This window comes from Aliiglaciecola sp., from assembly GCF_039982535.1.
GTDB lineage: Bacteria > Pseudomonadota > Gammaproteobacteria > Enterobacterales > Alteromonadaceae > Aliiglaciecola.
This window is the reverse complement of the sequence record NZ_JBDWYG010000068.1, coordinates 18212-44974: the sequence shown is the minus strand read 5'-3', so window position 1 is coordinate 44974 and position 26763 is coordinate 18212. Positions and strand designations below refer to the sequence as shown.

At 40.4% G+C, this 26763-nt stretch carries 27 protein-coding genes; 5 read left to right on the top strand and 22 right to left on the bottom strand.

Translation table 11 applies throughout. The features are described 5' to 3' along the window. Positions 1-172: 172 nt before the first annotated feature. From ybgF to ABJV04_RS18465, 20 genes are all read right to left on the bottom strand, one after another. The gene (ybgF, locus tag ABJV04_RS18560; protein WP_348493097.1) at positions 173-949 is read right to left on the bottom strand and encodes a tol-pal system protein YbgF; all 777 of its coding nucleotides are present in this window, start codon (positions 947-949) and stop codon (positions 173-175) included. Positions 950-961: 12 nt separating this feature from the next. After that, the gene (gene pal, locus ABJV04_RS18555) at positions 962-1528 is read right to left on the bottom strand and encodes a peptidoglycan-associated lipoprotein Pal (RefSeq protein WP_348493096.1); all 567 of its coding nucleotides are present in this window, start codon (positions 1526-1528) and stop codon (positions 962-964) included. Positions 1529-1577: 49 nt separating this feature from the next. After that, the gene (tolB, locus tag ABJV04_RS18550) at positions 1578-2933 is read right to left on the bottom strand and encodes a Tol-Pal system beta propeller repeat protein TolB (protein WP_348493095.1); all 1356 of its coding nucleotides are present in this window, start codon (positions 2931-2933) and stop codon (positions 1578-1580) included. A 3-nt stretch (positions 2934-2936) separates the two neighbouring features. Beyond that, the gene (gene tolA, locus ABJV04_RS18545) at positions 2937-3803 is read right to left on the bottom strand and encodes a cell envelope integrity protein TolA (RefSeq protein WP_348493094.1); all 867 of its coding nucleotides are present in this window, start codon (positions 3801-3803) and stop codon (positions 2937-2939) included. A gap of 7 nt (positions 3804-3810) precedes the next feature. Further along, on the bottom strand, positions 3811-4233 hold the full coding sequence (gene tolR, locus ABJV04_RS18540) for a protein TolR (protein WP_348493107.1): 423 nt from the start codon (positions 4231-4233) through the stop codon (positions 3811-3813). Between the two features lie 8 nt (positions 4234-4241). Further along, complete coding sequence (tolQ, locus tag ABJV04_RS18535; protein ID WP_348493093.1) at positions 4242-4931, bottom strand: protein TolQ; 690 nt, start codon at positions 4929-4931, stop codon at positions 4242-4244. After that, positions 4921-5331 carry a tol-pal system-associated acyl-CoA thioesterase gene (gene ybgC, locus ABJV04_RS18530; RefSeq protein WP_348493092.1) on the bottom strand — a complete coding sequence of 137 codons (411 nt, stop codon included), beginning with the start codon at positions 5329-5331 and terminating at the stop codon, positions 4921-4923. The genes tolQ and ybgC overlap by 11 nt, the downstream gene beginning before the upstream one ends. A gap of 543 nt (positions 5332-5874) precedes the next feature. Then, positions 5875-6885, bottom strand: coding sequence for a Holliday junction branch migration DNA helicase RuvB (ruvB, locus tag ABJV04_RS18525; protein WP_348493091.1), 1011 nt, complete (start codon positions 6883-6885; stop codon positions 5875-5877). Positions 6886-7040: 155 nt separating this feature from the next. Beyond that, positions 7041-7664, bottom strand: a complete 624-nt coding sequence (gene ruvA / locus ABJV04_RS18520; RefSeq protein ID WP_348493090.1) for a Holliday junction branch migration protein RuvA — start codon at positions 7662-7664, stop codon at positions 7041-7043. Between the two features lie 48 nt (positions 7665-7712). After that, a complete protein-coding gene (gene ruvC / locus ABJV04_RS18515) occupies positions 7713-8237 on the bottom strand; it encodes a crossover junction endodeoxyribonuclease RuvC (RefSeq protein ID WP_348493089.1) in 525 nt (174 codons plus the stop codon). Then, a complete protein-coding gene (gene nudB, locus ABJV04_RS18510) occupies positions 8228-8698 on the bottom strand; it encodes a dihydroneopterin triphosphate diphosphatase (protein ID WP_348493088.1) in 471 nt (156 codons plus the stop codon). Before nudB ends, ruvC begins: the two co-directional genes overlap by 10 nt. A 1-nt stretch (position 8699) precedes the next feature. Then, on the bottom strand, positions 8700-10466 hold the full coding sequence (aspS, locus tag ABJV04_RS18505) for an aspartate--tRNA ligase (RefSeq protein ID WP_348493087.1): 1767 nt from the start codon (positions 10464-10466) through the stop codon (positions 8700-8702). Positions 10467-10757: 291 nt separating this feature from the next. Beyond that, positions 10758-12113 carry a sigma 54-interacting transcriptional regulator gene (locus ABJV04_RS18500; protein ID WP_348493086.1) on the bottom strand — a complete coding sequence of 452 codons (1356 nt, stop codon included), beginning with the start codon at positions 12111-12113 and terminating at the stop codon, positions 10758-10760. Then, positions 12110-12682 (bottom strand): hypothetical protein, encoded by a 573-nt coding sequence (locus ABJV04_RS18495; protein WP_348493085.1) that lies wholly within the window; start codon positions 12680-12682, stop codon positions 12110-12112. The genes ABJV04_RS18500 and ABJV04_RS18495 overlap by 4 nt, the downstream gene beginning before the upstream one ends. Next, on the bottom strand, positions 12679-14085 hold the full coding sequence (locus ABJV04_RS18490; RefSeq protein ID WP_348493106.1) for a HAMP domain-containing sensor histidine kinase: 1407 nt from the start codon (positions 14083-14085) through the stop codon (positions 12679-12681). Before ABJV04_RS18490 ends, ABJV04_RS18495 begins: the two co-directional genes overlap by 4 nt. Before the next feature lie 193 nt (positions 14086-14278). Then, on the bottom strand, positions 14279-14542 hold the full coding sequence (locus tag ABJV04_RS18485) for a hypothetical protein (RefSeq protein ID WP_348493084.1): 264 nt from the start codon (positions 14540-14542) through the stop codon (positions 14279-14281). Between the two features lie 400 nt (positions 14543-14942). Beyond that, a complete protein-coding gene (locus tag ABJV04_RS18480; RefSeq protein WP_348493083.1) occupies positions 14943-15395 on the bottom strand; it encodes a TerB family tellurite resistance protein in 453 nt (150 codons plus the stop codon). Between the two features lie 150 nt (positions 15396-15545). Continuing rightward, positions 15546-15998 carry a GNAT family N-acetyltransferase gene (locus ABJV04_RS18475; protein ID WP_348493082.1) on the bottom strand — a complete coding sequence of 151 codons (453 nt, stop codon included), beginning with the start codon at positions 15996-15998 and terminating at the stop codon, positions 15546-15548. A 3-nt stretch (positions 15999-16001) separates the two neighbouring features. Continuing rightward, positions 16002-17645, bottom strand: a complete 1644-nt coding sequence (locus tag ABJV04_RS18470) for a SpoIIE family protein phosphatase (RefSeq protein WP_348493081.1) — start codon at positions 17643-17645, stop codon at positions 16002-16004. 13 nt (positions 17646-17658) lie between these two features. Beyond that, the gene (locus tag ABJV04_RS18465; protein ID WP_348493080.1) at positions 17659-17964 is read right to left on the bottom strand and encodes an STAS domain-containing protein; all 306 of its coding nucleotides are present in this window, start codon (positions 17962-17964) and stop codon (positions 17659-17661) included. Positions 17965-18167: 203 nt separating this feature from the next. Here ABJV04_RS18465 and yciH point away from each other — a divergent pair, with 203 nt between their 5' ends. The 3 genes from yciH (at position 18168) to pheA (ending at position 20810) form a co-directional block, all read left to right on the top strand. After that, the gene (yciH, locus tag ABJV04_RS18460; protein WP_348493079.1) at positions 18168-18491 is read left to right on the top strand and encodes a stress response translation initiation inhibitor YciH; all 324 of its coding nucleotides are present in this window, start codon (positions 18168-18170) and stop codon (positions 18489-18491) included. Positions 18492-18517: 26 nt separating this feature from the next. Further along, complete coding sequence (locus tag ABJV04_RS18455; RefSeq protein WP_348493078.1) at positions 18518-19318, top strand: response regulator; 801 nt, start codon at positions 18518-18520, stop codon at positions 19316-19318. Between the two features lie 310 nt (positions 19319-19628). After that, positions 19629-20810, top strand: a complete 1182-nt coding sequence (gene pheA, locus ABJV04_RS18450; RefSeq protein ID WP_348493077.1) for a prephenate dehydratase — start codon at positions 19629-19631, stop codon at positions 20808-20810. A gap of 83 nt (positions 20811-20893) precedes the next feature. Here the strand turns inward: pheA and tyrA are convergent, their stop codons facing one another. Together tyrA and ABJV04_RS18440 are read right to left on the bottom strand one after the other, a co-directional pair. Then, the gene (tyrA, locus tag ABJV04_RS18445) at positions 20894-22039 is read right to left on the bottom strand and encodes a bifunctional chorismate mutase/prephenate dehydrogenase (RefSeq protein ID WP_348493076.1); all 1146 of its coding nucleotides are present in this window, start codon (positions 22037-22039) and stop codon (positions 20894-20896) included. Positions 22040-22051: 12 nt separating this feature from the next. Beyond that, complete coding sequence (locus ABJV04_RS18440) at positions 22052-23143, bottom strand: 3-deoxy-7-phosphoheptulonate synthase (RefSeq protein WP_348493075.1); 1092 nt, start codon at positions 23141-23143, stop codon at positions 22052-22054. Positions 23144-23638: 495 nt separating this feature from the next. On the opposite strand from ABJV04_RS18440, the gene ABJV04_RS18435 reads away from it, so the two are divergent. Together ABJV04_RS18435 and ABJV04_RS18430 are read left to right on the top strand one after the other, a co-directional pair. Further along, on the top strand, positions 23639-25351 hold the full coding sequence (locus ABJV04_RS18435) for a GGDEF domain-containing phosphodiesterase (RefSeq protein WP_348493074.1): 1713 nt from the start codon (positions 23639-23641) through the stop codon (positions 25349-25351). Between the two features lie 197 nt (positions 25352-25548). Beyond that, a complete protein-coding gene (locus tag ABJV04_RS18430; protein WP_348493105.1) occupies positions 25549-26724 on the top strand; it encodes a hypothetical protein in 1176 nt (391 codons plus the stop codon). The last annotated feature ends 39 nt before the right edge of the window (positions 26725-26763 follow it).

Genomic DNA, 26763 nt, shown 5'->3' with positions numbered 1-26763 from the left:
CAACCTAAATATGAAGTTATTTTTAAACTATTTATCTTTTCGATGAAAAACTAAGCAAGGTAGGCAAAAACGGTATAAATTATGTGCAGCCATTACTGATTTATACCGATTTTGCCGCTAAAATTATTTCGAAATATTTTTCAAATTAGGCTCTAAATTTTATTTTAGAGAATTAATTCATCGCACTTAAACGAGAATTTGCCAGACGACTAGATGCAGAATCTGGATATTCAGACAAAACTTGTTCGAACAATTGTTTTGCTCTAGCCAAATTATCTCTGCGCTGTTCAACCACTCCTAACTTAAATAATGCATCAGCACGTTTCGATGAATCAGGATAGCCGCTCACCAAAATTTGAAATTGTTCTGCTGCACTTTCCCATTGCTGTTTGTTAAACAGTAATTGTCCCAACCAATAATGGGCATTTGCTGAATAGCTGGAATTTGGGTAAGTTTTTATAAATGACTGAAACTCAGGAATCGCTAAGTCATATTGCTTATCACGCAATATTAAGTTAACTGCACGGTCATAGGCATCACTTTCACTCACATTCGTAGTGACTGGCATGTCTACTTGAGGTTGTTGTACAGAACTATTGATATTTGAGTTTGAATTCGACTGCGTTTGTTGCTGAGAAGTTTGAGAACTGACAGCGGCAATGCGCTTATCAATTTCTAAATACAGCTCACGTTGTCTTTCTAAAATCTTTTCAAGCTGATGATTATGCAATTCCAAAGTGCCACGCATTTCGCTTACTTCGTTTTGCATTTCATCTAGTTGTTGCTGTATTCGATGCTGCATCTCTGTGCGTGAATCTAAAATACGTTCTAACACTTCGACACGTTTAGCTAGGGATCCATCGTTTAAGTCTGTTACAGGCGCAGGAGCCGCATTAACTGCGGCTCCATATACAAGTAAAAGACTAATCGCTTTCATGCGTTTAATCATAATGACTCTATTCTATTGATATACCAAAACACCACGACGATTTTGTGCAAAAGCAGATTGAGAAGTGCCATTTGCTACAGGTTTTTCTTCGCCGTATGAAACCACAGACATCTGTGATGAACTAACGTTAGCATTTAACAGGTAGGTTTGTATTGACTTAGCACGTCTTTCACCAAGAGCGATATTATACTCTGGTGTACCGCGACGGTCACAGTGACCTTCAATGACAATTGATTGGTCTGGGTTTAATGCCAAAAACTCAGCATGCTTAGACAAAATAGCCCGTGCAGATGAGGTCAAGTTTGACGTGTCAAAATCGAAGTAAACAACTTGATCTTGCTCAAGTGTAGCGATGTCTTTAGCGCGCTGTTCAGCGGCCATTTTATCGCGTTGTTGCATAGCCATGATTTCGGCTTTTTCAGCTTCGGCTTCTCTTGCTGCTTGGTCAGCTGCTGCTTGCGCTGCCGCTGCTTCTTTAGCTGCTGCTTCATCTACACCATTATCTGTTGTAGTACACGCCATAACGGTCACCAATGGCAGTGCAATCACAAAACCTTTAAATACTTTCTTAAGTTGCATTTCGTTATTCCTTCTCGTTTTCGAAATTTCTAACAGTTTTTAGTTTATGTTACAAAAATGGTGACCAGCTAGGTGACTTAACCTGCCCTTCTGACACCGGCAGCCTTGCCTTAAATCGTCCATCAAGTGACACTAATGATAATACTTGTCTTCCTTCGTGCAAAGTACTGTAGATTATCATACTGCCATTCGGTGCAAGACTTGGTGATTCATCTAAAAATGTCTTAGTTAACACCAACATATCGCCTGAGTCTACGCCTTGCTTAGCTATATGGTAGTTTCCGCGGGTACGATTCACCATGACCATTTGTGTGCCATCTGGTGTGTAGGTTCCCCCAAGGTTCATATCTCCCTCAAAAGTCACCCTTCGCGTCTTACCTGTAGCTAAATTTACTCGATAAATCTGAGGTTTACCACCCCGTTCTGAACTAAAAATCAAATGTTTACCATCTGGAGACCAACTTGGCTCAGTATCAATTGCACGATTACGGGTAATCTGACGTAGTCGCTTAGAGGCAAGATTCATCACGTAAATTTCTGGATTGCCATCTTTAGACAATACCATCGCCAACTGATTTCCATCTGGTGAAAATGTCGGTGCACCATTTATGCCAGGAAAGTCAGTAATCATTGTTCGACTGCCCGTGTAGATATCTTGAATGAAGATTTGCGGCTTCTTGTTCTCAAAAGAAACATAGGCTAGTTTTCTGCCGTCTGGAGACCAAGAGGGTGACATTAGCGGCTCATTGGAGCGCAACAAAATATTTTCATTTTTGCCGTCATAATCGGCCACGATTAACTGAAAGGGTTTAGCTTCTGTTTCTGAATCTCTGACAATTATGTATGCAATTTGCGTCAGAAATGCACCCTTTTCGCCGGTGAGCTTCTCATACACGATGTCACTAATACGATGAGCATACTGACGAAACTCGTCACCACTGATCACCCAACTCCATTCATCCAATACATGATCACGGTTAGTAACCATTTGACCATTGCTCATCATTTGCGTTTGGCCACCGGTTATTTGCCCGCGTATCACGTCTAATAATTGCAAACTCACTTTAAATTCATCAGCCGCTTGTTGTTGAACGTGGCCGATAAGTACCGCTTCCGCGCCAGCTGCAGCCCATTCACTGTAATCCACTTCGCTATCGGATTTGGGCAACTGTGGCATTTGCTGACGACTTAACGCTAAAAATTTACCACTACGAGTTAAATCTGCGGCAACCACTTCATCAATGCTACTAGGTAGCACAGTTCCAGGGGAAACATGAAAGGGCACAATTCCAACCGGACGGGCATTATTAACCCCTTCGGTGATGTATATTTCTAAAGTTGCATGTGACTCCAATGAGAAACAGATAAAAAAGAGCGATAGTAAAATAGTGTTTATTTTATTCATTCATTAAAAACCAAAGTTAATAGTTATATCTTTTAGATTATTGTAAACCTGTGGATCTGAAGACATTGGTAGCTCTCCAGCCCTTCGAATTGCTTGTTCACCTGCCACACAGACAACTTTGTCGCCACCTAAGGTACGGATCTGAATCACAAATCCAGATGAAGACAAGCGAATATTAATTCTGCATGACTTACCTTTCATCGAATCATCTTTGTAGGTGTTTTGATCAATTTTGGCATTAATCAAGGCAGTATATTTCTCAGTCTCTGATAACACCTGACGTTGTCTCTGCTGATTTCGCGAAGCTTGTTCCAATTCTAGCTGCTCTTGCATTAATCGTTCCTGTTCACGCAATTCAGCTTGTTCACGTTTTTTCCGCTCGGCCTCTTGTTTCGCACGCTCTTCTTTTTCGCGTTTTTCTCTGGCCTTTCGCTCTCTTTCTTCTGCGGCTTTACGTTCCAACTCCCGTTGTTTTTTCTGCTCGGCATCTTTACGGGCTTTTTCTTCGGCTAAGCGTTTCTTTTCTTTGGCTTCTGCCGCAGCTTGTTTTTGACGCTTCGCATCTTCCTTACGTTTTTTCTCTTTTGCAGCAAGTTCTCGCTTGCGTTGTTCAGCTTCCGCTTTGCGTCTTTGCGCATCGCGTATTTTTTGCAATTCTTTTTGTTTTTCAGCTTCTTTTTTCTGCTCAATTCGTTTGAGCTGGTCATTCACCGCTTTTTGATCAATCACAGTGGCTTCAATTGGGGTGAAGTTAGCTGTACTTAAATCAATTTGTTTAGGCGGCGAATGGAAGTCGACACTTATGGCCAGCAATCCGCCTAACAGAATATGTAAAACAATAGAGGTAGCAATAGGACTTAACTTAAACATGCAAAGCCTATGGTTCTGGAGACTCGGTCATTAAACCTACAGATGGCACACCTGCACGCTGCAACAGCACCATTAGCTGTACAACATTGGCATAAGGCACGGCACCGTCACCTTTAACTACAACAGGGGTGGTCGGTTCTTTTTTAATTTGCTGGGCAACAATCACCGCCAAATCTGTGGCAGACATAGGGTCTTCTTGATTATCTCCAACATTTATGAAGTATTCACCGTCGGCATTTACCGATGCAATAATCGGCGGTTTAGAGTCATCTTGTAACGACTCAGCCTCAGCTTTTGGTAAATCAACTTTTACCCCTTGTGTCACCAGCGGTGCGGTCACCATAAAGATTATCAACAGTACCAACATAACGTCGATGTAAGGAACAACGTTTATTTCGGAGACTGGACGTCGTCGTTTACGTTCGTACACAACCATGGTTAAACACTCTCAACGCGTTGCGACAATGTCTGGCGATGGAGAATACTGGAAAACTCTTCCATAAAATTACCATAACTGTTTTCTAATTTTTCTACTTGGTTACTAAAGCGGTTATACGCAATAACCGAAGGTATCGCGGCAAATAAGCCCATTGCCGTTGCAATTAGTGCTTCTGCAATTCCCGGTGCAACCATCGCTAAAGTAGCTTGTTGAACTTCACCTAGTGCAATAAACGAGTTCATAATGCCCCATACAGTACCGAACAAGCCAATGTAAGGACTGATAGAGCCTGCGGTTGCAAGAAATGATAGGTTAGCTTCTAGATGATCAACCTCACGAGATAACGAAACACGCATGGCGCGATAAGTTCCTTCCATGGTTGCTTCGGTGGAGCTTCCGCTGGCTTTACGTAAACGCACAAACTCTTTGAAACCGGCACAAAACAAGCTCCCCATACCTTGCACTGATTGGCGAGCAGAAAGCTCTTGGTAAAGTTTATTTAAATCCACACCAGACCAAAACTTATCTTCAAACTTTTTGGTTTCTGTTTTCGCCTGTTTAAGCACTTTAATCCGTTGGAAAATGAATGCCCAGGACACAACAGATGTTGCCAATAATAATAACATGACCAGTTGAACTAAAAGACTTGCCTGTAAAAACAGGTCAAAGAATGACAAATTAGATGACACTTGAGATTTCCCCTACAATGAACGCAGGTATTGCTATGGGCTTCATCTTCTGAAGATCCACACAGGCAACCCTAATTTTCGCACTAACCAAACTTAAGTTGTTTGAATTTGTTATTTGTTGTTGGAACAACATGCTAGCACGTTTCAATTCAATTATTTGTGTATTAACTTGTAATAAATCATCGAATCTTGCAGCTGCAATATTGTCCATTTCCACCCGTTTGACGACAAAACCCACGGATTGTTCCAAAAGACTATGTTGTTCTATACCAAAACTTCTTAACCACTCCGTTCTGGCACGCTCTAAAAACTTTAAATAATTAGCATAATATACGATACCACCTGCGTCTGTATCTTCGTAGTAGACGCGAACGTTAAATTTATGAACGGGAAATGGCATCGAATTGTCTACCTCTCTAAATAGCGCTTATGCTTAGTCCAATAGTCTTCGAAATAATTCAATTTAAACACAATAAATCGCATAATTATGTACTAGTTAAAATCATTTTTATAATGATAAATAGCGAATTTAAGGCTTTAGCCCATTAAAACCAGGTTTGAATTTTTAATAAGCATGCATAAGTTCGGCATAAAACTCAACTTTTACACTAGTTTTGTTAATCCAATTTATTATAATTTATTCAGTTCTAGATTTAGAAAACTCCACTTCCCCACTTAAATAAAGGGCTTAAAAGCTTAGCGTGAAATTAACATAAATTTTACTCATTAGTTTAACTAATCTGAAACTGCAATTTTTTTCAATTGTGGATTATTTTTCGATGTATAGAATACGCGTCGTTCTCTTGACTAACGCAACGGACTTTCGAAGCGGTAGTCAGAAAATGTATCAATTGCTTATTGATAGATGTGTTCCCTGGAATTTTCCTTTCCAAATACTTGTTGCTTTGCCCGCGAATTTCGCGGGCTTTTTTTTGCCTGTTGTTTAGTTTTGAGGCTGGTAGTCTTTACCAAAATGCAAGAACGCCCGTTGCGACACAATTCTGCCTCTTGGAGTTCTCTGTAAAAAGCCTTGTTGAATTAGAAAAGGTTCAATCACATCTTCAATGGTTTCTTTTTCTTCACCAATTGCAGCGGCTAAATTGTCTAAGCCCACTGGCCCACCCATAAATTTATCAATAATGGTCATCAGCAACTTGCGATCCATGTAATCAAAACCTTCTTTATCCACATCAAGCATGTCTAACGCTTCTGCAGCAACAGTTTCAGATATATCACCGTCGGCTTTAACTTCGGCAAAATCTCGTACTCTGCGCAGTAAACGGTTGGAGATACGCGGCGTGCCTCTTGAACGTCTGGCAATTTCTACTGCCCCTTGTTCATTGATGTTCAGGTTTAAATATTTTGCTGAACGGGTAACAATTTGGGTGAGATCTTTTAGGCTATAAAACTCCAGACGTTGGACGATGCCAAATCGGTCACGTAAGGGCGACGTTAACGAACCCGCTCGGGTAGTCGCACCAACTAAAGTAAAGGGCGGAAGATCTAACTTAATTGAGCGAGCAGCTGGACCCTCGCCAATCATAATATCTAACTGATAATCTTCCATGGCGGGATACAAAACCTCTTCCACCACTGGACTTAAACGATGAATTTCATCGATAAACAGCACATCATTTTCTTCTAAGTTGGTTAGCAAAGCGGCTAGATCACCTGCCTTTTCCAATACCGGCCCTGACGTGGTTTTTATATTAACGCCCATTTCGTTGGCAACAATATTAGCCAGCGTGGTTTTACCTAAACCAGGAGGGCCAAAAATAAGTAAGTGATCTAAAGCATCACTACGATTTCTGGCCGCTTGAATAAAAATATCCATTTGTTTACAGACATGATCTTGGCCGGTGTAGTCAGCCAGTAATTTGGGGCGTATTGCACGGTCCACGGCTTCATCTTCAATATCTGCCGTGGGGTGAATGAGTCGATCAGCTTCAATCATGAATGTGTCTTCTGGTTAATGTCTAACATAGAATAAAAAGAGTAATGAGCGCGCAAATCAAACATTTTTTGCAAGCATCTAAACCTCACTAACGAACAGTGTTTTTTTATACAGTAAAAGCGTATATCTGTACAGTCTAGTTTGTGTCGCTTAGGTTAAACCATTGAACGCAATGCTTCACGGATAAGCTCTTCACTGCTGATATCCTGGTGATAGACTGAATTGATGGTTTTTGCCGCTTGTGCCGGTTTATACCCTAAAGCCACCATTGCACTTAACGCATCTTCTTTTACATCAGTGGGTTTAACTAATGTGTCCTGCAGGGTTTCTACTTGCATGGGCGGTAAATGATGTTTCCCATCGCCCTGCTCTTCGAGCTTTTTAAGTCGGTCACGCATTTCAACCACAAGCCTTTCCGCAGTCTTTTTACCCACACCTGGTAATTTCACCAAGCCGGAATAATCATCATGACTAACACATTGAATAAACTGTGAAGCCGACATTCCAGACAGAATAGTCAGGGCTAATTTAGGACCAACGCCATTAACTTTTATTAACTCTCGAAATAAAGCGCGTTCCGATTTATCCGCGAAACCAAACAGCAATTGGGCATCTTCGCGCACCACAAAATGAATATACACTGTTGCTTCATGACCAATTTCTGGCAACTGATAAAAGCTAGTCATGGGCAATTGCACCTCATAACCGATGCCACCCGCTTCAATAAGAATCTCAGGGGGTTGCTTTTCTAATAGCTGGCCTCGAATTAAGCCGATCATAAATACATCCTATAATGCTGGAGGTTAAAATTGGGTATACCGGAAAGCTTATTTCCGCAATCTACCACGCACGGTTTTACTCGCCTTACCTGCAAGTTTAATTAACGTTTGGTAACTATGTCCATGACACAATGCCACGGCTAGGGCATCAGCGGCATCAGCCTGCGGAGTTTTACTTAGTTTAAGTAAATAAGTGACCATATGCTGAACTTGTGTTTTTTCAGCGCTGCCCTTGCCCACCACACTTTGCTTGATTTGTCTTGCTGAATACTCAGACACAGGTAACTCCGCGTTGGTCGCTGCCACTATGGCTGCACCACGAGCCTGTCCAAGTTTTAAGGCTGAATCGGGGTTTTTCGCCATGAAAACTTGCTCGATAGCAAAAAACTGCGGTTGAAACTGACAAATAATTTCAGTAACACCTTTGTATATTTGATTCAATCTTGGGGCGAGTTCGTCACCTTGGACTCGGATACAACCGCTGCCAAGGTAACTAAAGGTATTGCCGGTTTGTTTAATTACCCCATAACCTGTTATCCGCGAACCGGGATCGATTCCAAGGATTATGGACATCTTTGTTTCTCATCGTCAGATAACAGAGAATTAGGTACGAATTTTTCTATGGCAACTCTATTCGTTGGTGACCAGACTTTTTCCATTGCCAACTTTTTCGGCAGCCATTGATATGCAAGATGTTCGGTAAGAGTAATGGTTTCATTACCTTGTACTTTCAAGGCAAACACATGTTCCGTATTGAAGGGACAATCAGGTGGATAGCGGTGCTGCCAAATATCGCGAATAGGATATTGATTGACACTTCGACAATCCACCAGCTCTAGCTTGTTCAAAGCGATGTTAATGCCGGTTTCTTCTTCCACTTCTCGAATAGCGGTTTGTAACGGCAATTCACTGGGTTCAAGAGTACCTGTCACGCTTTGCCAGAAGTTAGGGTCATCTTGACGCTGCATCACAAGTACATTTGCGGCCCCGTCAAAGATGACAACTAACGCTGATTCTGGACGTTTAAACGCCATATTAATCGGCTTTTTTGTCGATAACCGTTGCGATAGACAATTCTTTCAATTGCACAGGGTTAGCTTCAGATGGTGCATCCGTCAGTGGACAAGCGGCTGTGGTTGTTTTCGGGAACGCCATCACGTCTCGAATTGACGTAGCACCAGTCATTAGCATCACTAAGCGGTCTAAACCAAAAGCAAGGCCAGCGTGAGGTGGCGCACCAAATTTAAGGGCTTCCAACAAGAAACCGAATTTCAACTCTGCTTCTTCTGCTGTGATCCCTAACAAACGGAAAACTTCAGACTGCATTGCTTGGTCATGAATACGTACCGAACCACCACCTAGCTCAACACCATTTAGAACCATATCGTAGGCATTTGAAATGGCATTTGCAGGGTTAGCTGCTAGTTCATCAGGCGTCATGTCACGAGGCGCGGTGAATGGGTGATGTAACGCATGGAAATTACCATCAACCTCTTCAAACATGGGGAAGTCAACAACCCACAATGGTTTCCATTCACCTTCTAGAAGGTCAAGGTCTTCACCCAACTTCAAACGCAACGCGCCTAGGGCTTCGGTCACAACGTTAGCGCTGTCTGCACCAAACAAAATAATATCGCCATCAACAGCACCGCAACGTTTTACAATACCCATAGCTACGTCTTCGCTTAAGAATTTTAAGATAGGTGACTGCAAACCTTCCATACCTGCCGACAGATCATTGACCTTCATCCAGGCTAAACCTTTAGCACCGTAAATACCGACAAAACTACCGTAGTTATCGATATTTTTACGAGATAGCGCAGCGCCACCTGGTACACGAATCACCGCAACTCTGCCTTTGGGATCATTGGCAGGTCCAGCGAAAACTTTAAACTCAACGTCTTTGACTAGATCAGCAACGTCAACCAACTCAAGGGGGTTACGTAAGTCTGGCTTATCGCTACCAAAACGACGCATTGCATCTGCAAAGGTCAAATGTGGAAACTCACCCAGATCAACATTTAGCATTTTTTGGAACAAATCTTTGATCAAGCCTTCAGTAATCGACATTACCCCTGAGGCATCTAGGAAAGTGGTTTCGATATCGATTTGGGTAAATTCAGGCTGACGATCCGCGCGTAAGTCTTCATCTCGGAAACACTTAACGATTTGATAATAACGGTCCATACCGGACATCATTAACAATTGTTTGAATAATTGTGGAGATTGCGGCAACGCGAAAAACTCACCTTTGTGAGTCCGACTTGGCACTAGGTAATCTCGTGCCCCTTCCGGTGTTGCTTTGGTAAGAATTGGTGTTTCGATATCCAGGAAACCATCGTTTTCTAAGTAGCTTCTTACTGCGCTTGTGACTTTAGCTCGAAACTTCAGACGGTCGCTCATAACCGGACGACGCAAATCTAAGTAACGGTATTTTAAACGTTGCTCTTCAGAGTTTTCTTGATTCCAGTCCAATGGCAAAGCAGCAGATTTATTAAGTATGGTGAGTCCCTTACCTAATATTTCAATCTCACCAGTAGACATATCTTTATTGATCTGACCTTCTGGACGACTGCGAACCAAACCTTTAATTTGGACACAAAATTCATTACGCAGACTATTTGCAGTAGCAAACACATCTTCCAAATCAGGATCATATACGACTTGTACTATGCCTTCGCGATCTCGTAAATCGAGGAAGATAACACCGCCCAAATCACGACGTTTATTTACCCAGCCACATAAAGTAACTTCTTGACCTATAAAACTTGCGTTGATGTTTCCGCAATAATCTGTGCGCATGTAAAGCCTCTGTTGCCAGTACATGACTTATTATCAAATTAAGCCATGTCACTAAAAAATTATCGATAAAATCCGAAAGGATTGAAAAGCCGCATAGTATAAACAAATCCGCGCCAAAGCACAGTGCTCAGAACAAGATTTATGAGGGATTTTAAACGAATGGGTGAAAAATACGTGGCAGTAACCACTATTTTCAGCAATTTGTACTTTTGAGGGGGAAAAGGACTAGATTAATAAATGGATTCGCTCCCCCAAACTCAAGGTTGAGGAAGCAAGCCCTTTGCTAAATCATTAGGCAACTTCTGGTTTGAAATCACTTGAATGTAAATCGTGTTTTTTCATTAATTTATGCATATCGGTTCGATTACGACCGGCCAATTCTGCTGCCCGAGTGACATTTCCATCGGTCATTTTTAACAATTTTAGCAAGTAGTTTTGCTCAAAGGCATCCCTTGCTTCGGTTAAGGTTGGCCACTTTTGTTCAGAGGCTGAAAGGGCTTGTTCCACTAAATGGGAAGCAATAACCGAGGTTTGCGTTAAGGCAACACATTGTTCTACCACGTTGACAAGTTGTCTGACATTACCCGGCCAAGGTGCCGTTGCTAATAACTGCATGGCGTCATCTGAAAAACGACTAACATTCACACCGTGACGTTCCGCACTTTTAGCTAATAAGTAGCGTGCCAGTAATGGAATATCTTCCGAACGCTCACGTAATGATGGCAAGGTTAAATTCACCACGTTAAGACGGTAGTACAAATCTTCACGGAAGTTTTGCTCTTGCATCTCTTTGGCGAGATTTTTATGAGTGGCTGATATTACTCTAACGTTGATAGGAATTTGTTTACTGCTGCCCACTGGACGAATTTGCTGTTCTTGCAACGCCCTTAACAACTTTACCTGTAATGGTACTGGCATGTCCCCTATTTCATCTAAGAAAAGTGTTCCGCCGTCCGCTTCACGGAAAAGACCTTGGTGTTCATTTACGGCTCCCGTAAAGGCACCTTTTGCATGACCAAATAATTCTGACTCAAGTAAGTTTTCTGGTAACGCGCCGCAGTTGATGGCCACAAAGGGTTTGTTTCCTCGGGTACTGGCTTTGTGCAGTGCATTGGCAAGCAATTCTTTACCTGTACCGCTGGCACCACTGATCAAAACACTCACGTCACGCTTCGCAACTCTGAAAGCTTGGTCTAGCAATTGCTCCATTTGCATGGAACGGGTAATAATTTCCTCACTCCAAGTGCCATTTTGCGCACTTTGGCTTTGACTCACGGCTTTGACTAACAAGTCTCGCAAGGCTTCATGATCAATTGGCTTAGTTAGAAAGCCAAATACGCCGCGCTGGGTGGCTTCAACAGCATCTTGAATAGTACCGTGAGCAGTCATTAAAATAACCGGAATATCACGGCGAAGGGATACAATTTCTTCAAATAAGCTAAGGCCATCTAAGCCAGGCATACGTAAGTCGCTGAGCACCACATCAAAACTTTGAGTATTGAGAAGTTTTAGCGCTTCTTTGCCACCTTCAGCGGTTGCAACTTGGTAACCTTCTCCTTGCAATCTGATCGTCATCAAACGCAACAAATTTTCATCGTCATCCACTAACAAAATACGTGGTAGTGCGTTTGTTTCAGATTTGCTCATTGGTTTATCCCCTCTTTTTTCTCCATCATAGATGCCTCAATTTTCAGTAACTGATCGATTTGTTGTTGTTGCTCAGATAATCTTTGTTGTTGTACATCAAGCTCTTTGGACTGATTGGTATTCATTCGGGTTAAAATAGTTAACGCGGATTCGAATTCCAATAATTCCTGACTAGGTCGATATACCAACACAAACAACAATTGCTTCATTTGTTCTGTTAGGTTGGGAATTAGCTCGTCAGCCCAGCCTTGTGCTCTTAGTCTATTTTGATAAGGCGTGCCCTTACCTTGACTCAATAGCACTTTTTTCATTAATTCCGCCTGTGTCTCGCCAAGCTCGTTTATCCTCTCTTTTCGTTCTGTCCAAGACAGCCCGTCATGCTTAACCCAAAAATCCAACCAATAGGTCAAATCACAATTGTGCTCAACGGCTGTATCCGTTTTGAATAGGCAAAATTCATTTTCCACGGGAACAAAAACAGGTTCTACCGGTGCCACTTTCTCAGGAATAACCTCACATCCGGTTAAGCCCACTAAACAGCCTAAAATAACCAGCGTTAATTTATTCATGCCGCTACCTCGTTTTGCGGCAGACTCACGCGCATACAGACATCAGCATAATCAACATCGACTATTTCAACAGTGCCATGCATCATTCGTGCACAATCTGCAACAATGGACAAACCTAAACCCGAACCAACAACTCGATCATTACGTCTATGTTCTCCGCGCTTGAAAGGTTCAAACAAAGATTTACGTTGTTCCAGAGGGATTTTTCGACCTCGATTAGCTACATCTAAAACCACTGCATCTTGTTGTTTATAAAGCTTAATATCTATAGGTCGACCTGCCGTGCCATGGGCTAAAGCGTTTGATAATAGGTTATCAATAATCCGTCGATACAAGTTGGGATCTACATTTATATTTATCATTTTATTTTCAACATTCACTTCATTTTTATGTTGTTGTATTGCCAAAGCGTTATCAATTAATGCTGCTTCTAGCAAACTTTCAGTGTCTGTTTTTTCATACACAGGCTTAGCCTGTTGTAATAATAAGTTGTAGTCAAGTAATTGTTCAATAAGCAAATTCAAACGTTCCGTACTACTGGTTAATAAACTAACCACTTCTTTTTGCTGTTCGTTTAATGGCCCAACCACACTTTCCGAGAGCAAGGAACAGCCTTCTTTGATACTGGCTAACGGGGTTTTTAGTTCATGTGAGGCATGACGCAACAGAGCATGGCGTAAATGCTCTAGTTGATTTAGTCTTTCCGCCAACCAATGCAACTTATGCTCTACCTCAATCAACTCTTTAGGACCAGAAGTTGACACCTTAGGTAAGGATTCTGATTGTTTGGCAATTTCTCCAATAATTCGTTCAATTTTAGTAACCGGAGAGAGTATTAGCTGACTGGCAAAAATGATGAGTAATAGTGAAACTGTCACTAAAACAGCAGTTGACCATGCTTGAGTCTGTTGTACCGAATCGACGTAGTCTTGTTGTTGCTTTATTCTTTCATCAAGTAATGAGTCGACTTGCTCATGGAGCTCTTCTAAAGAGCGGCGGAATTCGGCTAGCTGCGCATCCAATAAAAGCTTGTCTTCAATCTCTACATTATTTTCAAACCAGGCAATGCGTTTTTGTAAAGCTGCACAAACATATTCACTGGGCAGTTCAGCACAGACGTTAACTAGTTTGCTTTCAAGTCGATTAATGGAGTTGTCGGTGAGGTGTTTTAGTTCAGGCTTTTTTAACACATGGTATTGTCGAATTAACCGTTCAACATCTATGGCGATATTTTCCATATCACCAATTTGTCGTGCCATGGTAACTGAAAATTGCGCTTCGCTGGCTGCTATCTGAGCCATTTTGGTAAGGGTACTTTGGCTGTGCCAAAGCAGCACAGCAAGGGGGATCAGCGCAATTAAAAAGCTGATTAATGTGAGTTGTCGCAATGAACCAATTTGCATTTTCATACCTCAGACTACTTCGTACAAATTGGTGTATCCTATCTCAATAGCGTGTATGAAACCAAAGAAATAATGGTTTATTAAAAGAACCTCAACATAAGATTCCGTTGGGGAGTAATAACGTTTCAGAGCCGCAGAAATCAAATGTTGAGGTCATAACTTGAAACCTAATTGTCGTTATACAGACTCTTAATCAGGCTTTTTTATTAATTTGTTTAATCAGACTTGATTCACTTAATTCTTCAGCACTGATTTTACCGTCACCATTACTGTCGATTTTGCCGAAAGCGGCCAATAAATTAGGATCAGCTACTGCTTCTCGAATACTAATCATGCCATCATCATCTAAGTCCATCTCGGCGATGAGATCGGATTGCGCATAGGCTTCACTGCTTACTATGGATTGCAACAATAAGATACCTGCAAACATTAGACCCATGAAAACGAATTTTTTCATACTACAATCTCCATTTGAACTGTTTAGCGAAAAGGAAGTGGCGTCCATGCCATGCAATGCGTTAAACGCATTCAGAATGACTTAAATTAAGTTGCAAACGCCATCGCAGCCAATAACAAAACCGTTATTTATAAGTCACCTTCGCTGTGTTCTTCCATGAAATAGTCGTAGGAACCAGTACGACTAACACAGTTACACCCAAGTGCTATAACATGTTTTGTGCCACTCTTTATTTTATTAACAAATTCAATCAGTTAGAGTTTTTGATGGGCATTTAAATGAAGACACAAAGAGCTTATAGTTACCTTTTTGCAACACCAACCATCAAAGTTTAAAAATAACCTTAATATTCAGTCATTTAGCATGTATTCAATTAATGACATTGACGATTTTTAGGGGGCTAATCGGCATTATCAGTGACTTTGAGCTTACTTTGAATGAACTCACTATGAGGTATATGCAATAGATCTGATATTCGTCGGATTAAGTTTATTTCATGTACATCGAGGTGTCTATCCGCGTAAGCAACACGCCACAATGACTCTAAAATTTGACGTTTTTCTTGCATATCACAGTGTTGATTGATGGTACGAGTGAATTGGTGGTAATCGACGGCTTGTTTAGCGTGATCTGACGACAACTTCATCAAGCTTTCTAGCTCTGAATCGCTCAGGTTAAAATGGGTACGTAAAATTTGCTGGTATGTATGCTGCTCCGACTCAGCAAACTCGCCATCTGCCCGCATAATTTCAAACAACAAAACAGCTGTGGCAAGCTCAATGGTTTGCTGTTCTGATACCTGATCAGATTGTTGTAAGTTTTGCTGAAACCAATCACTTAATGCTTTAAACATAAATACTCCTAATTTTTAAAGCCTACGATCAAAAAGTAATACTTTCTGCCAATTCAAAACAAGTTTATTGGGCTGAATGAACTTAGATTTAAGCCTGCTGACTCGAGGTAAAACCACTGACTCAGTTAGACGCAGCATTTTTATTTGATTTTAATTATCAGTTTCGTACATGTAATAGTGACTAGGCTGCATACCGAGCTTTTTGTATGTTTGCTGTGCAATCACATTATCGTGTTCAACATATAGTCTAAACCCGCAGACACCTTGAGTTTGCTCGGCTAATTCTTTTACTTTTTCGTATAACATTGAGTAGATCCCTGTGCGTCTGCTCTCTGGACGTACATACACACTTTGAATCCACCAAAATTGACTATTGCGCCAATCACTCCACTCAAAGGTCACCATTAAACTGCCAGCAATGGCGCCATCGGCCTGTTCAGCGACTAAATAAAAGCCTTTTGAGTTATCTTCAACAAGTGCCCTCACCCCTGCGCCTATAACCGCATCTTCCAGCTTCTTTTGCTCGGTCTCCCAAGCCATTGCTTGATTAAAGTCCACAATAGCTTGGATATCTGTTTCTACAGCTTGTCTAATTTTTATCACTCTTTATACCTTAATTTTTGCTAAGACCGAACGTCCATGATTAAAATACTGAACGCTCTGGCACAATGTTTTAATTAGGGAGATCCCTCTGCCATACGTATCCGATTCTTGTTGTGACTGAAGACTTTGATAATCAAATCCATCTCCAGAGTCAGTCAGTGTTATCGATAGTAAACTGTCTTTAGGTTGGTAATTTATGGAGATTTTAATCTCCCCTTGTTTTAATTCTTTCAATCTTTGATTACGAATTTTAAAATATTCAAAGAAGCCTTCGGTAGATTTTTTTATATCTGAGTTTAATTTTAAAATACCGTGATCTAAGGAATTCATAAACAACTCACTTATTACCGTTGACAGATCAGAACGCACTCGTTGCATCCCTAACTGGCTACAGACCATAACAACAATGTCGTAAATTGGCGTAAATTTCACGAGTTGCTCGACTTGCATTTCAACACTAATCTGAAAAGGCAATTGACTGATTTCTATTTTCGAGGTGAGACCCGTTAAATTTTGGCAGGTATAACTGATGAGGGTAATATCATCTAACTGTTCTGCGTCGCCTCTAAATTTTTCAGTACGTTGACTAATCTCTGCAATGGTCATAGCTGGGTTAAGTGCTAACCAACTAAGTATCGCCTCATCGCCTAACATGTGTTCTTCAGCATTAGTTAGTTCAATTACCCCATCTGAGTAGCCTATCAATCGGTCTCCAATTTGTGCATTGAAGTATTCAATATTGTCTTCAAAATCAGCCACCTCCAGTATACCTAAGGCCATATGCAGGGAAATAAAGCGTTTAGAGATTTGTCCTTCGGGAGTAATAATCGTTAAATCAGGCATTCCGCCATTCCAAACACTGAACTGTTCACCTGAAGCGGATATTTCTACGACAACTGCCGCAAAAAACATATCTTCTGGCAATAAGGACAGAAGGATTTCATTTAGGGTTTGTGATATTTCACATACTGACAATCCTTTTCTGGACATGGCTTGAAACGCCCTTGCAATTGGTAGCGCCCCAACTGCCGAGGCCAATCCGTGCCCGGTAAAATCTCCCATTAAAAAGTACATACCGCCAGAGGGACTTGGTTCACTTAAAAATACATCACCATTAAAAGTACTAGCAGGTGCTAATCGATACTCAAAAAACTTTTTAGTGGCAGGATTAATAGTCAGAGCGTTGGCAAAAATATGTTCGACAATGGCATGTTCACGCTCAACCCCTCGTCGAAAATAGTTCAACTCCATGTTTTGCTTGTTGGTGCGAATACTGAGTAAACGCGTACGTGCGTGAGCTCTTATTTTCGCCGTTAAAATATTTCTGTCGAATGGTTTGGTAGCAAAATCATCACCGCCGACTTCAAGACATCGCGTTAGGGCTGCCTGATCATCCATTGCCGTGATAAAAATAACCGGTAAATATATGTCGCCAGCCATTTTCTTTAATAGTGGCGCGACTTCATAACCGTCCATGTCTGGCATAACCACATCTAGAAGCACAATGTCGGGACGAATCCGCTGTGCTAATTGTAGGGCTTCTCTGCCGTTTTCTGCTTCAAAGCAATCTGCATATCCTGCTTCCTCAAGCATATGCAGAAGCATAAATCGATTCAGAGACTCATCATCAACGATTAATATTCGCAAAGTCGTATCTCACTTAGCTCATTTCAAATTTTTTATCAAAACGAGAAATTTTTAGAATTTTGGCGACTTGGGGACGACAGTTAGTGATCTTAAAAGTACTGACTTTATCGACCATGGTCTTTTGCATATTCAGCAACATACCCAGTGCAGAACTATCCATATATTCTGTACTTGAGAGGTCTACGACTATTGTTTTAACGTCGTCAGAAGCAGATAAGTAGGCGTCTCGAAATTCTTGAACTTTGTCAAAATCGAATCGTTCTGCCATGTATATTATCAGTTCTTTATTACCATTGACCAAACTGGTATCCAAGCTCATAGTCACTCCATAATCTTTCTAGCGTTGAATTAATTACACTTTCGCACACGCATTATATTTGGCAACTGTTTTTAGTAAAGCCAACAAAAATCCCTACGCGAATCACTTTTTCCTTTATTAATACGAAGAACTTTCAGATTTGGTTTTAATGGCCTCATTTTTTGTCTAAACTGACGATATCTTTAGATTAAAGCAACGTAAATATGTCACAAAATAACCTGGTATATAGCACGGGCATCGGCAAATTGAAGCCGCAAGCAGAAAAACCACAGAAACCGAAAAATTCCGATGGAATAGTCAGAATACGTCGAGAGACCAAAGGTCGAAAAGGCAAAGGTATGACAACCATTGATGGAGTAGATCTTCCCGCAGAAGAATTAAAAACCTTATGTTCTGAACTAAAAAAAACCTGTGGAACAGGTGGTGCGGTTAAAAATGGCGTGATAGAAATTCAAGGCGATAACCGTGATAAAATTAAATTGTTACTTGAGAAAAAAGGATTAACTGTCAAGCTTGCCGGCGGTTAACGTTACAACACCACTTCAGGAATTTTATGGACCATCTATCGTTGAGCGATGTCAATATTCTTTTAATAGAGCCCTCAGATACCCAAAGAAAAATTATTTCGTCTTTGCTGATTAAAGAGAATGTAGGCTCTATTGATTCAGTTTCTACCCTAGCAGAGGCGAAAAGTGCCCTGCGCTCGCATTGTAGTGATGTTGTTGTAAGTACAATGTATTTTGAGGATGGTACTGGTCTGGACTTGATTAAGTATATTAAAAGCAACACAGAAACAGCGTCAATTCCATTCATGTTAGTAAGCAGCGAAAACCATGTCGCTAAGTTAGAAGAGTTTAAGCAAGCTGGCGTGGCCGCTATTTTACCTAAACCCTTTAAACCAATACATTTGACCAGGGCTTTAAACGCAACCTTAGACTTAATTAACACCGAAGAGCTTGAGTTAGATTTTTACGATATTAACGATGTGAGAGTACTACTAGTTGATGATAGTCGATTGGCAAGAAACCATATTCGCAGAGTATTGGAAGGATCTGGCTTAGCAAATATTAAAGAAGCGGAAAACGGTGCTTCAGCCCTAACCCTTTTAAAAGACAATGTTTTTGACTTGGTTGTGACCGATTATAATATGCCCGAAATGGACGGCCGAGAATTGTCAGAATACATTCGTTTTAATCCTGAAACCTCGCACATACCTATTATTATGGTGACATCAGAAGCTACTAATAGTGCTCACATGGCAAACATTCAGCAAACAGGTGTGAATGCACTTTGTGACAAGCCTTTTGAAGCCCAAGAAGTGCGCAAAATATTGGCGACCTTATTAGGCAGCTAATAAGGTATCTCAGCAACCTAACATCGCAATTGGCAATAACTAATATCAACTTGCGATTGACAATATTACGGTGAATTAATAGATTCATATGATCATTATCAAATCCGCTGTATTCGCTCAATTTGATAATGATTTTCTTACCCATTTGAGTAGCGCACAATTAAGTTCTGCATTTAAAAACAAAGCACTCAAAACATGGCTACATTACGTGTGCTCAATTAAGATTGAGTGATTATGGTAGTCCAGTAGTCTTCGACAAAGCCTCCTTAGTTGGAGGTTTTGTATTTATAGTTAAAACTAAGTGAATTATATGTCGACCTCAGAGCTAGTAAAATTACGAGAACAAATTACCGCCCTTGACTCCGAGCTATTGGAAATGCTGGCGAAACGCCAACAGTATACAAATAGTGTTGCGGAAACAAAAATTCGCAATCAAATTCCCGTTCGAGATCATGTCAGAGAAGAAGAACTGTTAATTCGCTTGATTAAAAAAGGCCAAGAGTATGGTCTTGATCCTCACTACGTCACGCAAATATTTCATGTAGTAATTGAAGACTCGGTGCTTAACCAACAAGCCCTGCTCGCTGAGCGCGCCAACCCAGGTAGTCGTTTACCCCTAAGCCGTGTGGCATTTTTAGGTGACAAGGGCTCTTATAGCTATTTAGCGACCCAAAAGTACTTTTCCAGAAGAGCCGGCGAGTTATTAGAGATTGGTTGTTCTAGTTTTGCTGAAATTATTGAAAAAGTGGAGTCTAACCAAGCAGACTATGCTGTTTTACCCATTGAAAATACCACTTCAGGCAGTATCAACGAAGTATACGACTTGCTACAACACACTAGTTTATCCATTATTGGAGAGCTAACGCATCCTATTAATCACGCTATGTTGGCAGCTAAAGACACCGACGTTAGTAAAATAAAAACGCTGTATGCGCACCCTCAAGTGTTTGCACAATGTAGTTATTTCCTTGCAGATTTAGGCAATATCGAAGTAAAACCCTGTGAAAGTACGTCTGCGGCCATGTTGATGGTAAATCAAATTAACAGTGAATCTGTGGCTGCCATTGGCAGTGAAACAGGCGGCAATCTATACGGCTTGACGGCAATCAAATCAAACCTTGCTAATCAACAAGAAAACCATAGCCGGTTTATAGTGGTAGCCAGAAATGCAGCAAAAGTTCCCTTACAAGTACCTGCTAAAACAACCTTAGTCATGTCTACAGTGCAAAAACCAGGCGCGTTGGTAGATGCACTGCTGATTATTAAAAATAACCAAATTAATATGACCAAACTAGAGTCTCGCCCGATTAATGGCAATCCATGGGAAGAGATGTTTTATATCGATGTAGAAGGAAACGTACAAGACGGTCCTATGCAAAAAGCCTTAGAAGAATTGGCGGCGACTACTCGATACTTTAAAGTACTTGGTTGTTACCCCAACGAAGAAATCAATGCCACTAAGGTGGCAGCAGTAAATGCTTTAACAGCTTAAAACCTCTACTGCCTTTTAAAATACAAAAAGTCCCTTCTTAGGGACTTTTTAATATGTTCGTTGTTGCGATAACTCAAAAGTGTTTAAGAATTTACATCCATAACCCTGTCATCGTCAGCTTTTAACAATAACTTTTTACTGCTAACTAAACACTGTTTAGCATAGGGACCAAACCAATGTCCGATAGTGAAAAACTGTTTTACAAACTCACCTTTATCGCCTTTTTCCAAAAGCGCGAGTGCATCATCAAACCGGTCTCGAAAGCGTTTGAGTAATCCGATACTTTCAGCATTAGTAAAAATTATGTCAGCATATAACTCTGGGTCTTGTGCAAACAATCGACCCACCATACCTAGCTCAAGTCGATAAATTGGCGAACTAAATGCGACTAACTGATTAAGATCGGGATCTTCACCCGCCAAGTGCGCACCATACACAAAGCTACTAAAGTGGCGCATTACCTGAATAAATGCCATTGCATCATCATGCTCTTTAGCGGTGCTCTCATGAACGATAGCTCCCCAGGTTTTGATTTGTTCAACCAGCCATTGATAAGTTTCAGGCTGTCTACCGTCACAAACCACCACTACCTGTTTAACTAAACTTTGTACGTCTGGACCAAACATAGGGTGCAAGCCAACCACTGGCCCTTGATGACACGCCAGCATGGTTTTTAAAGGATTGAGCTTAGTACTTGTCACATCTGCCAAAATTGCATTTTGCGGCAACAATGGACCCAGCTTAGTTATGATGGACTCAGTTAACTTAATCGGTACGGCCACTAAGACCAAATCACTGTTAGCTAAAATAGTCGCAGCATTTGGCCAATCATTTTGTTCTAAAACAGTGACTTCGTATCCACTGCGTGTAAACATATCAACAAAAATTCTGCCTAATGCCCCTGCACCACCAACAACCACAATCTTTTTAATATCAGGGCCTTTGCACAAATATTGATTATTCTGGGTCTGGTATGACTCACGCATAATCCGGCGCAGCAAATCTTCAATTAAATTGGGAGGCACCCCTTTTTCCTGTGCTTCATCTCTACGTTTAGCAATGAGCTCAGCTTCTCGGCTAGGAACATAAATAGGCATACCAGTACGACTCTTAAATTCGCCAACTTGAGTTGTTAACTTGGCTCTTTGAGCCAAAATATCGACTAATTGGCTATCCAACTTATCAATTTTTTCGCGTAATTCATCAAGGGAAATCGGGGTATCTGGCATGCTAGTTTTACCTTAAGCAGAATCTTTAAATTTATTTAATCTCATTGGCAATACCGTAATGAGCTTTTCTCTAGATTGGTTTATCAAATTTTCGGTATCTTCCCAACCAATACAACCATCGGTAATGGAGATGCCATAGTCTAGCTCACTCGGTAGCTTGCCGTCACTTTTTTGATTACCTGCATTTAAATGACTCTCTAGCATAATACCGATAATTGACTGATTACCCTCTAAAATCTGATTCACCACATTTTTTGCAACAAGTGGCTGACGGCGATAATCTTTGCTTGAATTGGCATGACTACAATCCACCACTAAACCTGCATGCAAATTTGATTTCTGGAGCTCAAGTTCACACTCAGATACACACACTGAATCGTAATTAGGTTGTTTACCACCACGCAAGATAATGTGACCGTCGGGATTACCTTGGGTTTTAATTACACTCACTTGGCCTTGCTTGTTTATTCCCATAAAGCTATGGCCAGAGGCAGCTGATTGCAGAGCGTTAATAGCGATATCTAAACTGCCGTCAGTACCATTTTTGAAACCAACAGGCATTGATAAGCCACTTGCCATTTCTCTGTGTGTTTGTGATTCAGATGTTCTGGCTCCAATTGCTGACCAGCTAAAGAGTTCAGCTAAATACTGAGGGCTAATAGGATCTAGAGCTTCTGTAGCAAGTGGGATCTCAAGTTCAGCCAACCAAATTAACAGTTCTCGAGCTTTACGCAGTCCTGCTTCTATATTAAAGGTGCCATCTAATGCAGGGTCATTGATCATGCCTTTCCAACCTACCGTGGTTCTAGGCTTTTCGAAATAAACACGCATAACAATAAATAAGGTGTCTTTGCACGACTCATGCAACTCTTTAAGCTTAAGAGCATATTCTTTAGCTGATTCTATGTCATGAATTGAACACGGGCCTGAAATCACTAAAAGGCGGTGATCTTTACGATGAATAATATCACTTATAATTCCACGTGAATCTTCAATTGCTTTGAGGGCTTTTTCGCTAACGGGTAGCTGTTTAGCCAATTGCTCTGGTGTAACTAATACGTCTTCAGCACTGACGTGTACGTTATTTACTAAATCTTTATGCATAACTATCTTTGTTTACCTACATCTAAAAACGCTAAAATTAAACCCTAAAACCAATGTAAACATTTAAATACACTTCCAAATACATCAATTTTCGAAACAGGCTTGACTTTTTACCAGCGTTTAATTGCGAGTGCAACCTGATTTTACTAAAACCAGCAATTTCGGTCGTTTGCTGTACGAAAAGCCTGAAATCATCCGTAAATAATACATTATGGGATAGTGCGACCAAACTAAAGTTCAACGTCCACTGTTTTTCAGTCATCCTTTAAGCCATTACAAAATGTGTGTTTAGGGTTAGTATTTTTCCTATTCTGGCAGTCTAAATCTGCTATAAACCTCGATCTTTGCTGGTCGATAGTTTACCTTTAATAATGAATGGTAAAATTTGCCAAGGGAGAGCATGAGTTTCTACCCGAATTAAAAGGACTTTTAAATGGCTGTTTCACTTTTGTTTGGTAATAAACTACCTTCGACTCGTCACCAAGGAAGGAAAACGTGGTAATTCATTTGCTTTTATATGGTTGTTTAAGCATTTTAATAATTGTTGCTATAACTGCGTTGGTTTCTCCTTGGTTTCGCAATTTAAAGTTAGCTAAGAGCCTCGCATTATATCCGTTACATTCTGCAAATTTAATCATCATTCTGGACAAACATAATCAGATTAATTTTATCAACTCATCTGCCATTACTTTCCTGCAAAAACATGGGTTTTCAAGTGATGATGGCAAAGTTTTATTGCCTGAAAACTTAGAGTTTCACCAGCACAATGCCCTTACAGATAAACAATATCATCAATACTTTGAAGTAAATATTCAGCAACACAGTTTTGACTGTGAATTATTGTGGCATCCTAAAACCAAACAATGGACGATTAGTTTAGTCGCCATCTCTGACTACACATTTAATCGACAAAAAAGTCAGCCACAAATTCGCGTCAATCCAGATACCGGTTTAGATAACCATTTCGTTTTCAAGGAAACCATTGAGCAAATGGTAGATGAAAGGCAAAGCTTCATCGCTGGCCAATTGGAAATTCGCTCCTATTCAAAATTATTAGCCGATGATGATATTGAAACTAGCCGTCGTGTATTAAAGGAACTTTCAAATTTATTAAAAGAAATTTGTGCAAACATTGATTTAAATATACGGATATTTCAATTAAGCGAAAAAAGATTTGGCCTAGTTTTACCGAATAATAACAGTCACCAGACAGTTAAAAGACTGGTGGCAACAATTAATAACAAAGTGAAAAAAACGCAATTTTCAGGTCAGCATTCTTTGCAACTTGATTATGGTTTTACTAACTTCCCTACGGATGGAAACAGTACTGAAGAGATTATCCGTAATACACGCATCGCTTTAGAAAACTCTGCAAGTCAGGAGTTTACTGATTATATGATGTTTAGTAACGAACTTGGCCAATCTGTAAGTCGTCAGAATACACTTCAAGATGCTATGCGTTCAGCCCTACTAGACAATCACTTTCAATTGTTTTTTCAGCCTCAATACTCTCTAAAAGAAAAGAAAGTCATTGGCGCTGAAGTTCTAATTAGGTGGCAATTCGAAGAACAATGGATTTCTCCATCGGAATTCATTCCTCTAGCAGAACATTCAGGGTTAATTTTACCTTTAGGTAATTGGATCCTTACCAGCGTGTGCCATAAAGCCAAACACTTAGTAGCAAAGGGTTATGAGGATATAATTATCGCGGTGAATATTTCACCGAAACAATTTTCAGCGCCTAATTTCGTTGAAATGGTAAAACGCGCTTTATTAACCAGTGGTTTAGATGCCAAGAACCTTGAATTAGAAATAACGGAAGGTGTTCTGTTTAATAAGGATGCAGATACCATTAATACATTAAACTTACTAAATGAAATGGGTATTAATTTAGCCATCGATGATTTTGGAACTGGATATTCAAGTTTGAGTTATCTTCAAACATTTCCTGTAAACAAGCTAAAAATAGATCAATCTTTCGTTCGCAACATGCACCTTAATAAAGCGGATAAATCCATTGTAAAAAGCGTTATTGAATTAGGAAGTGAATTAGGTGTAACTCTAATTGCTGAGGGTGTAGAGCAAAGCGAGCAAGTTGAATTGCTAACGCAAATGGGTTGTGACGAAATACAGGGCTTTTGGTTGAGCAAACCATTAGATGAAAGTTATTTCAGTCATTTTTTACATTCGAATAAGTCACTGTCCTGACCGCTAAATCTGCGCTAATTCAGTTAAACAATTGTTAACCGTAGGTGATTTATAATTAAAAAAACGAATTTATCGTCTTTATAACTGATTTAGCTCAACCATTTGTTGACTCTTGCTATTTGCGTAGTATTTTAAAAGCTAATAAATACCCTGAATAGAAAATCTCCACATTGAAAGTATCTAGCTTACACACGACATTGCTTTTCGCCCTTTTTTTACTTAGCGTTAGTCCTCCAGCCATTTCAAAAAATAATGAAAAACTACAATTCTCAGGTTTCGCTCGAGTAATGTTAGGTTACTTTGATGACGAAAATGCTGAATACGTGGGTTACGACAATAGTGTGAGCATAGATAAACAGTCCTTAATCGGTCTTCAAGGGGATTATTTATTTAATGATAGCCTCTCCTTTACTGCTCAGGTGGTTGGCCATACTGACGAACAGCGTAATTCTGGTTTAGAATGGCTTTATCTAACCTACGCACCAAGCAATGCTTGGCAAGTTAAACTGGGTAGGCAGCGAATTCCATTTTTTAATTATAGTGACAGCCTCGATGTTGGTTTCGCTTATCCCTGGTTGACTCTACCACAGCAATTTTACGATACAGCTTTCTTTTCGACTTTTGATGGTGTGTTAGCCAACTATGAATTTAGTTATGGCGATTGGCTGTTAAGTTATGAAGGCTATTGGGGGCGATTCGATGACAAGATTTATTTGAACAGCCAAGAAATAAACACCAAAGTGATTGGTCTTTTTGGGGTCAATGCAAGTATCTACTATGACAACTTAACTTTACGCGCCTCATTTAACCAAGGCGACGTGGATATTGAGCAAACACAAGCAGCTGAATTTAGCCAACTATTACGTCAATTAGGCTTCACTAACAGTGCCGATTGGTTGAATGCCAGTGGGGTTATTCAGCTTTATCATTTTAGTGCTAGTTATGAGAACGTGGATTATTTCGTGCGTAGTGAGTTTTCTAGATTCGACGGTAAAAGTGGATTAGTAGCGGATATTGATAGTTTTTATATCTCTGTTGGCTACAACTTTTATCCGTATACGGTGTACCTGTCTTACAGTAAAAAGAACCTCCATTTTGATCATCCCGATAACGAAATTCCGTTTGGCATATCCACCGAACTAGATACGTTGGCAGCCACCTACCTAGGTGTTTTAGCCGCCTTTCCTGATGACAAAGCAGCAGGCACGAAAATAGGCATGCGCTGGGACTACTTAGCGAACCTAGCTTTCAAAGCTGAAATGACCTTTGTTGAAGCCAAAGACGAAATTAGCAATGATTATGCGGTTAAAGATCTTGGCGGATTCGATGGTCATGGGGTCTTATATCAGTTGGGGGTAGAGTGGGTATTTTAATTAAATTTTGCTTTATAATCATGCTGATGTTTTTGCTAA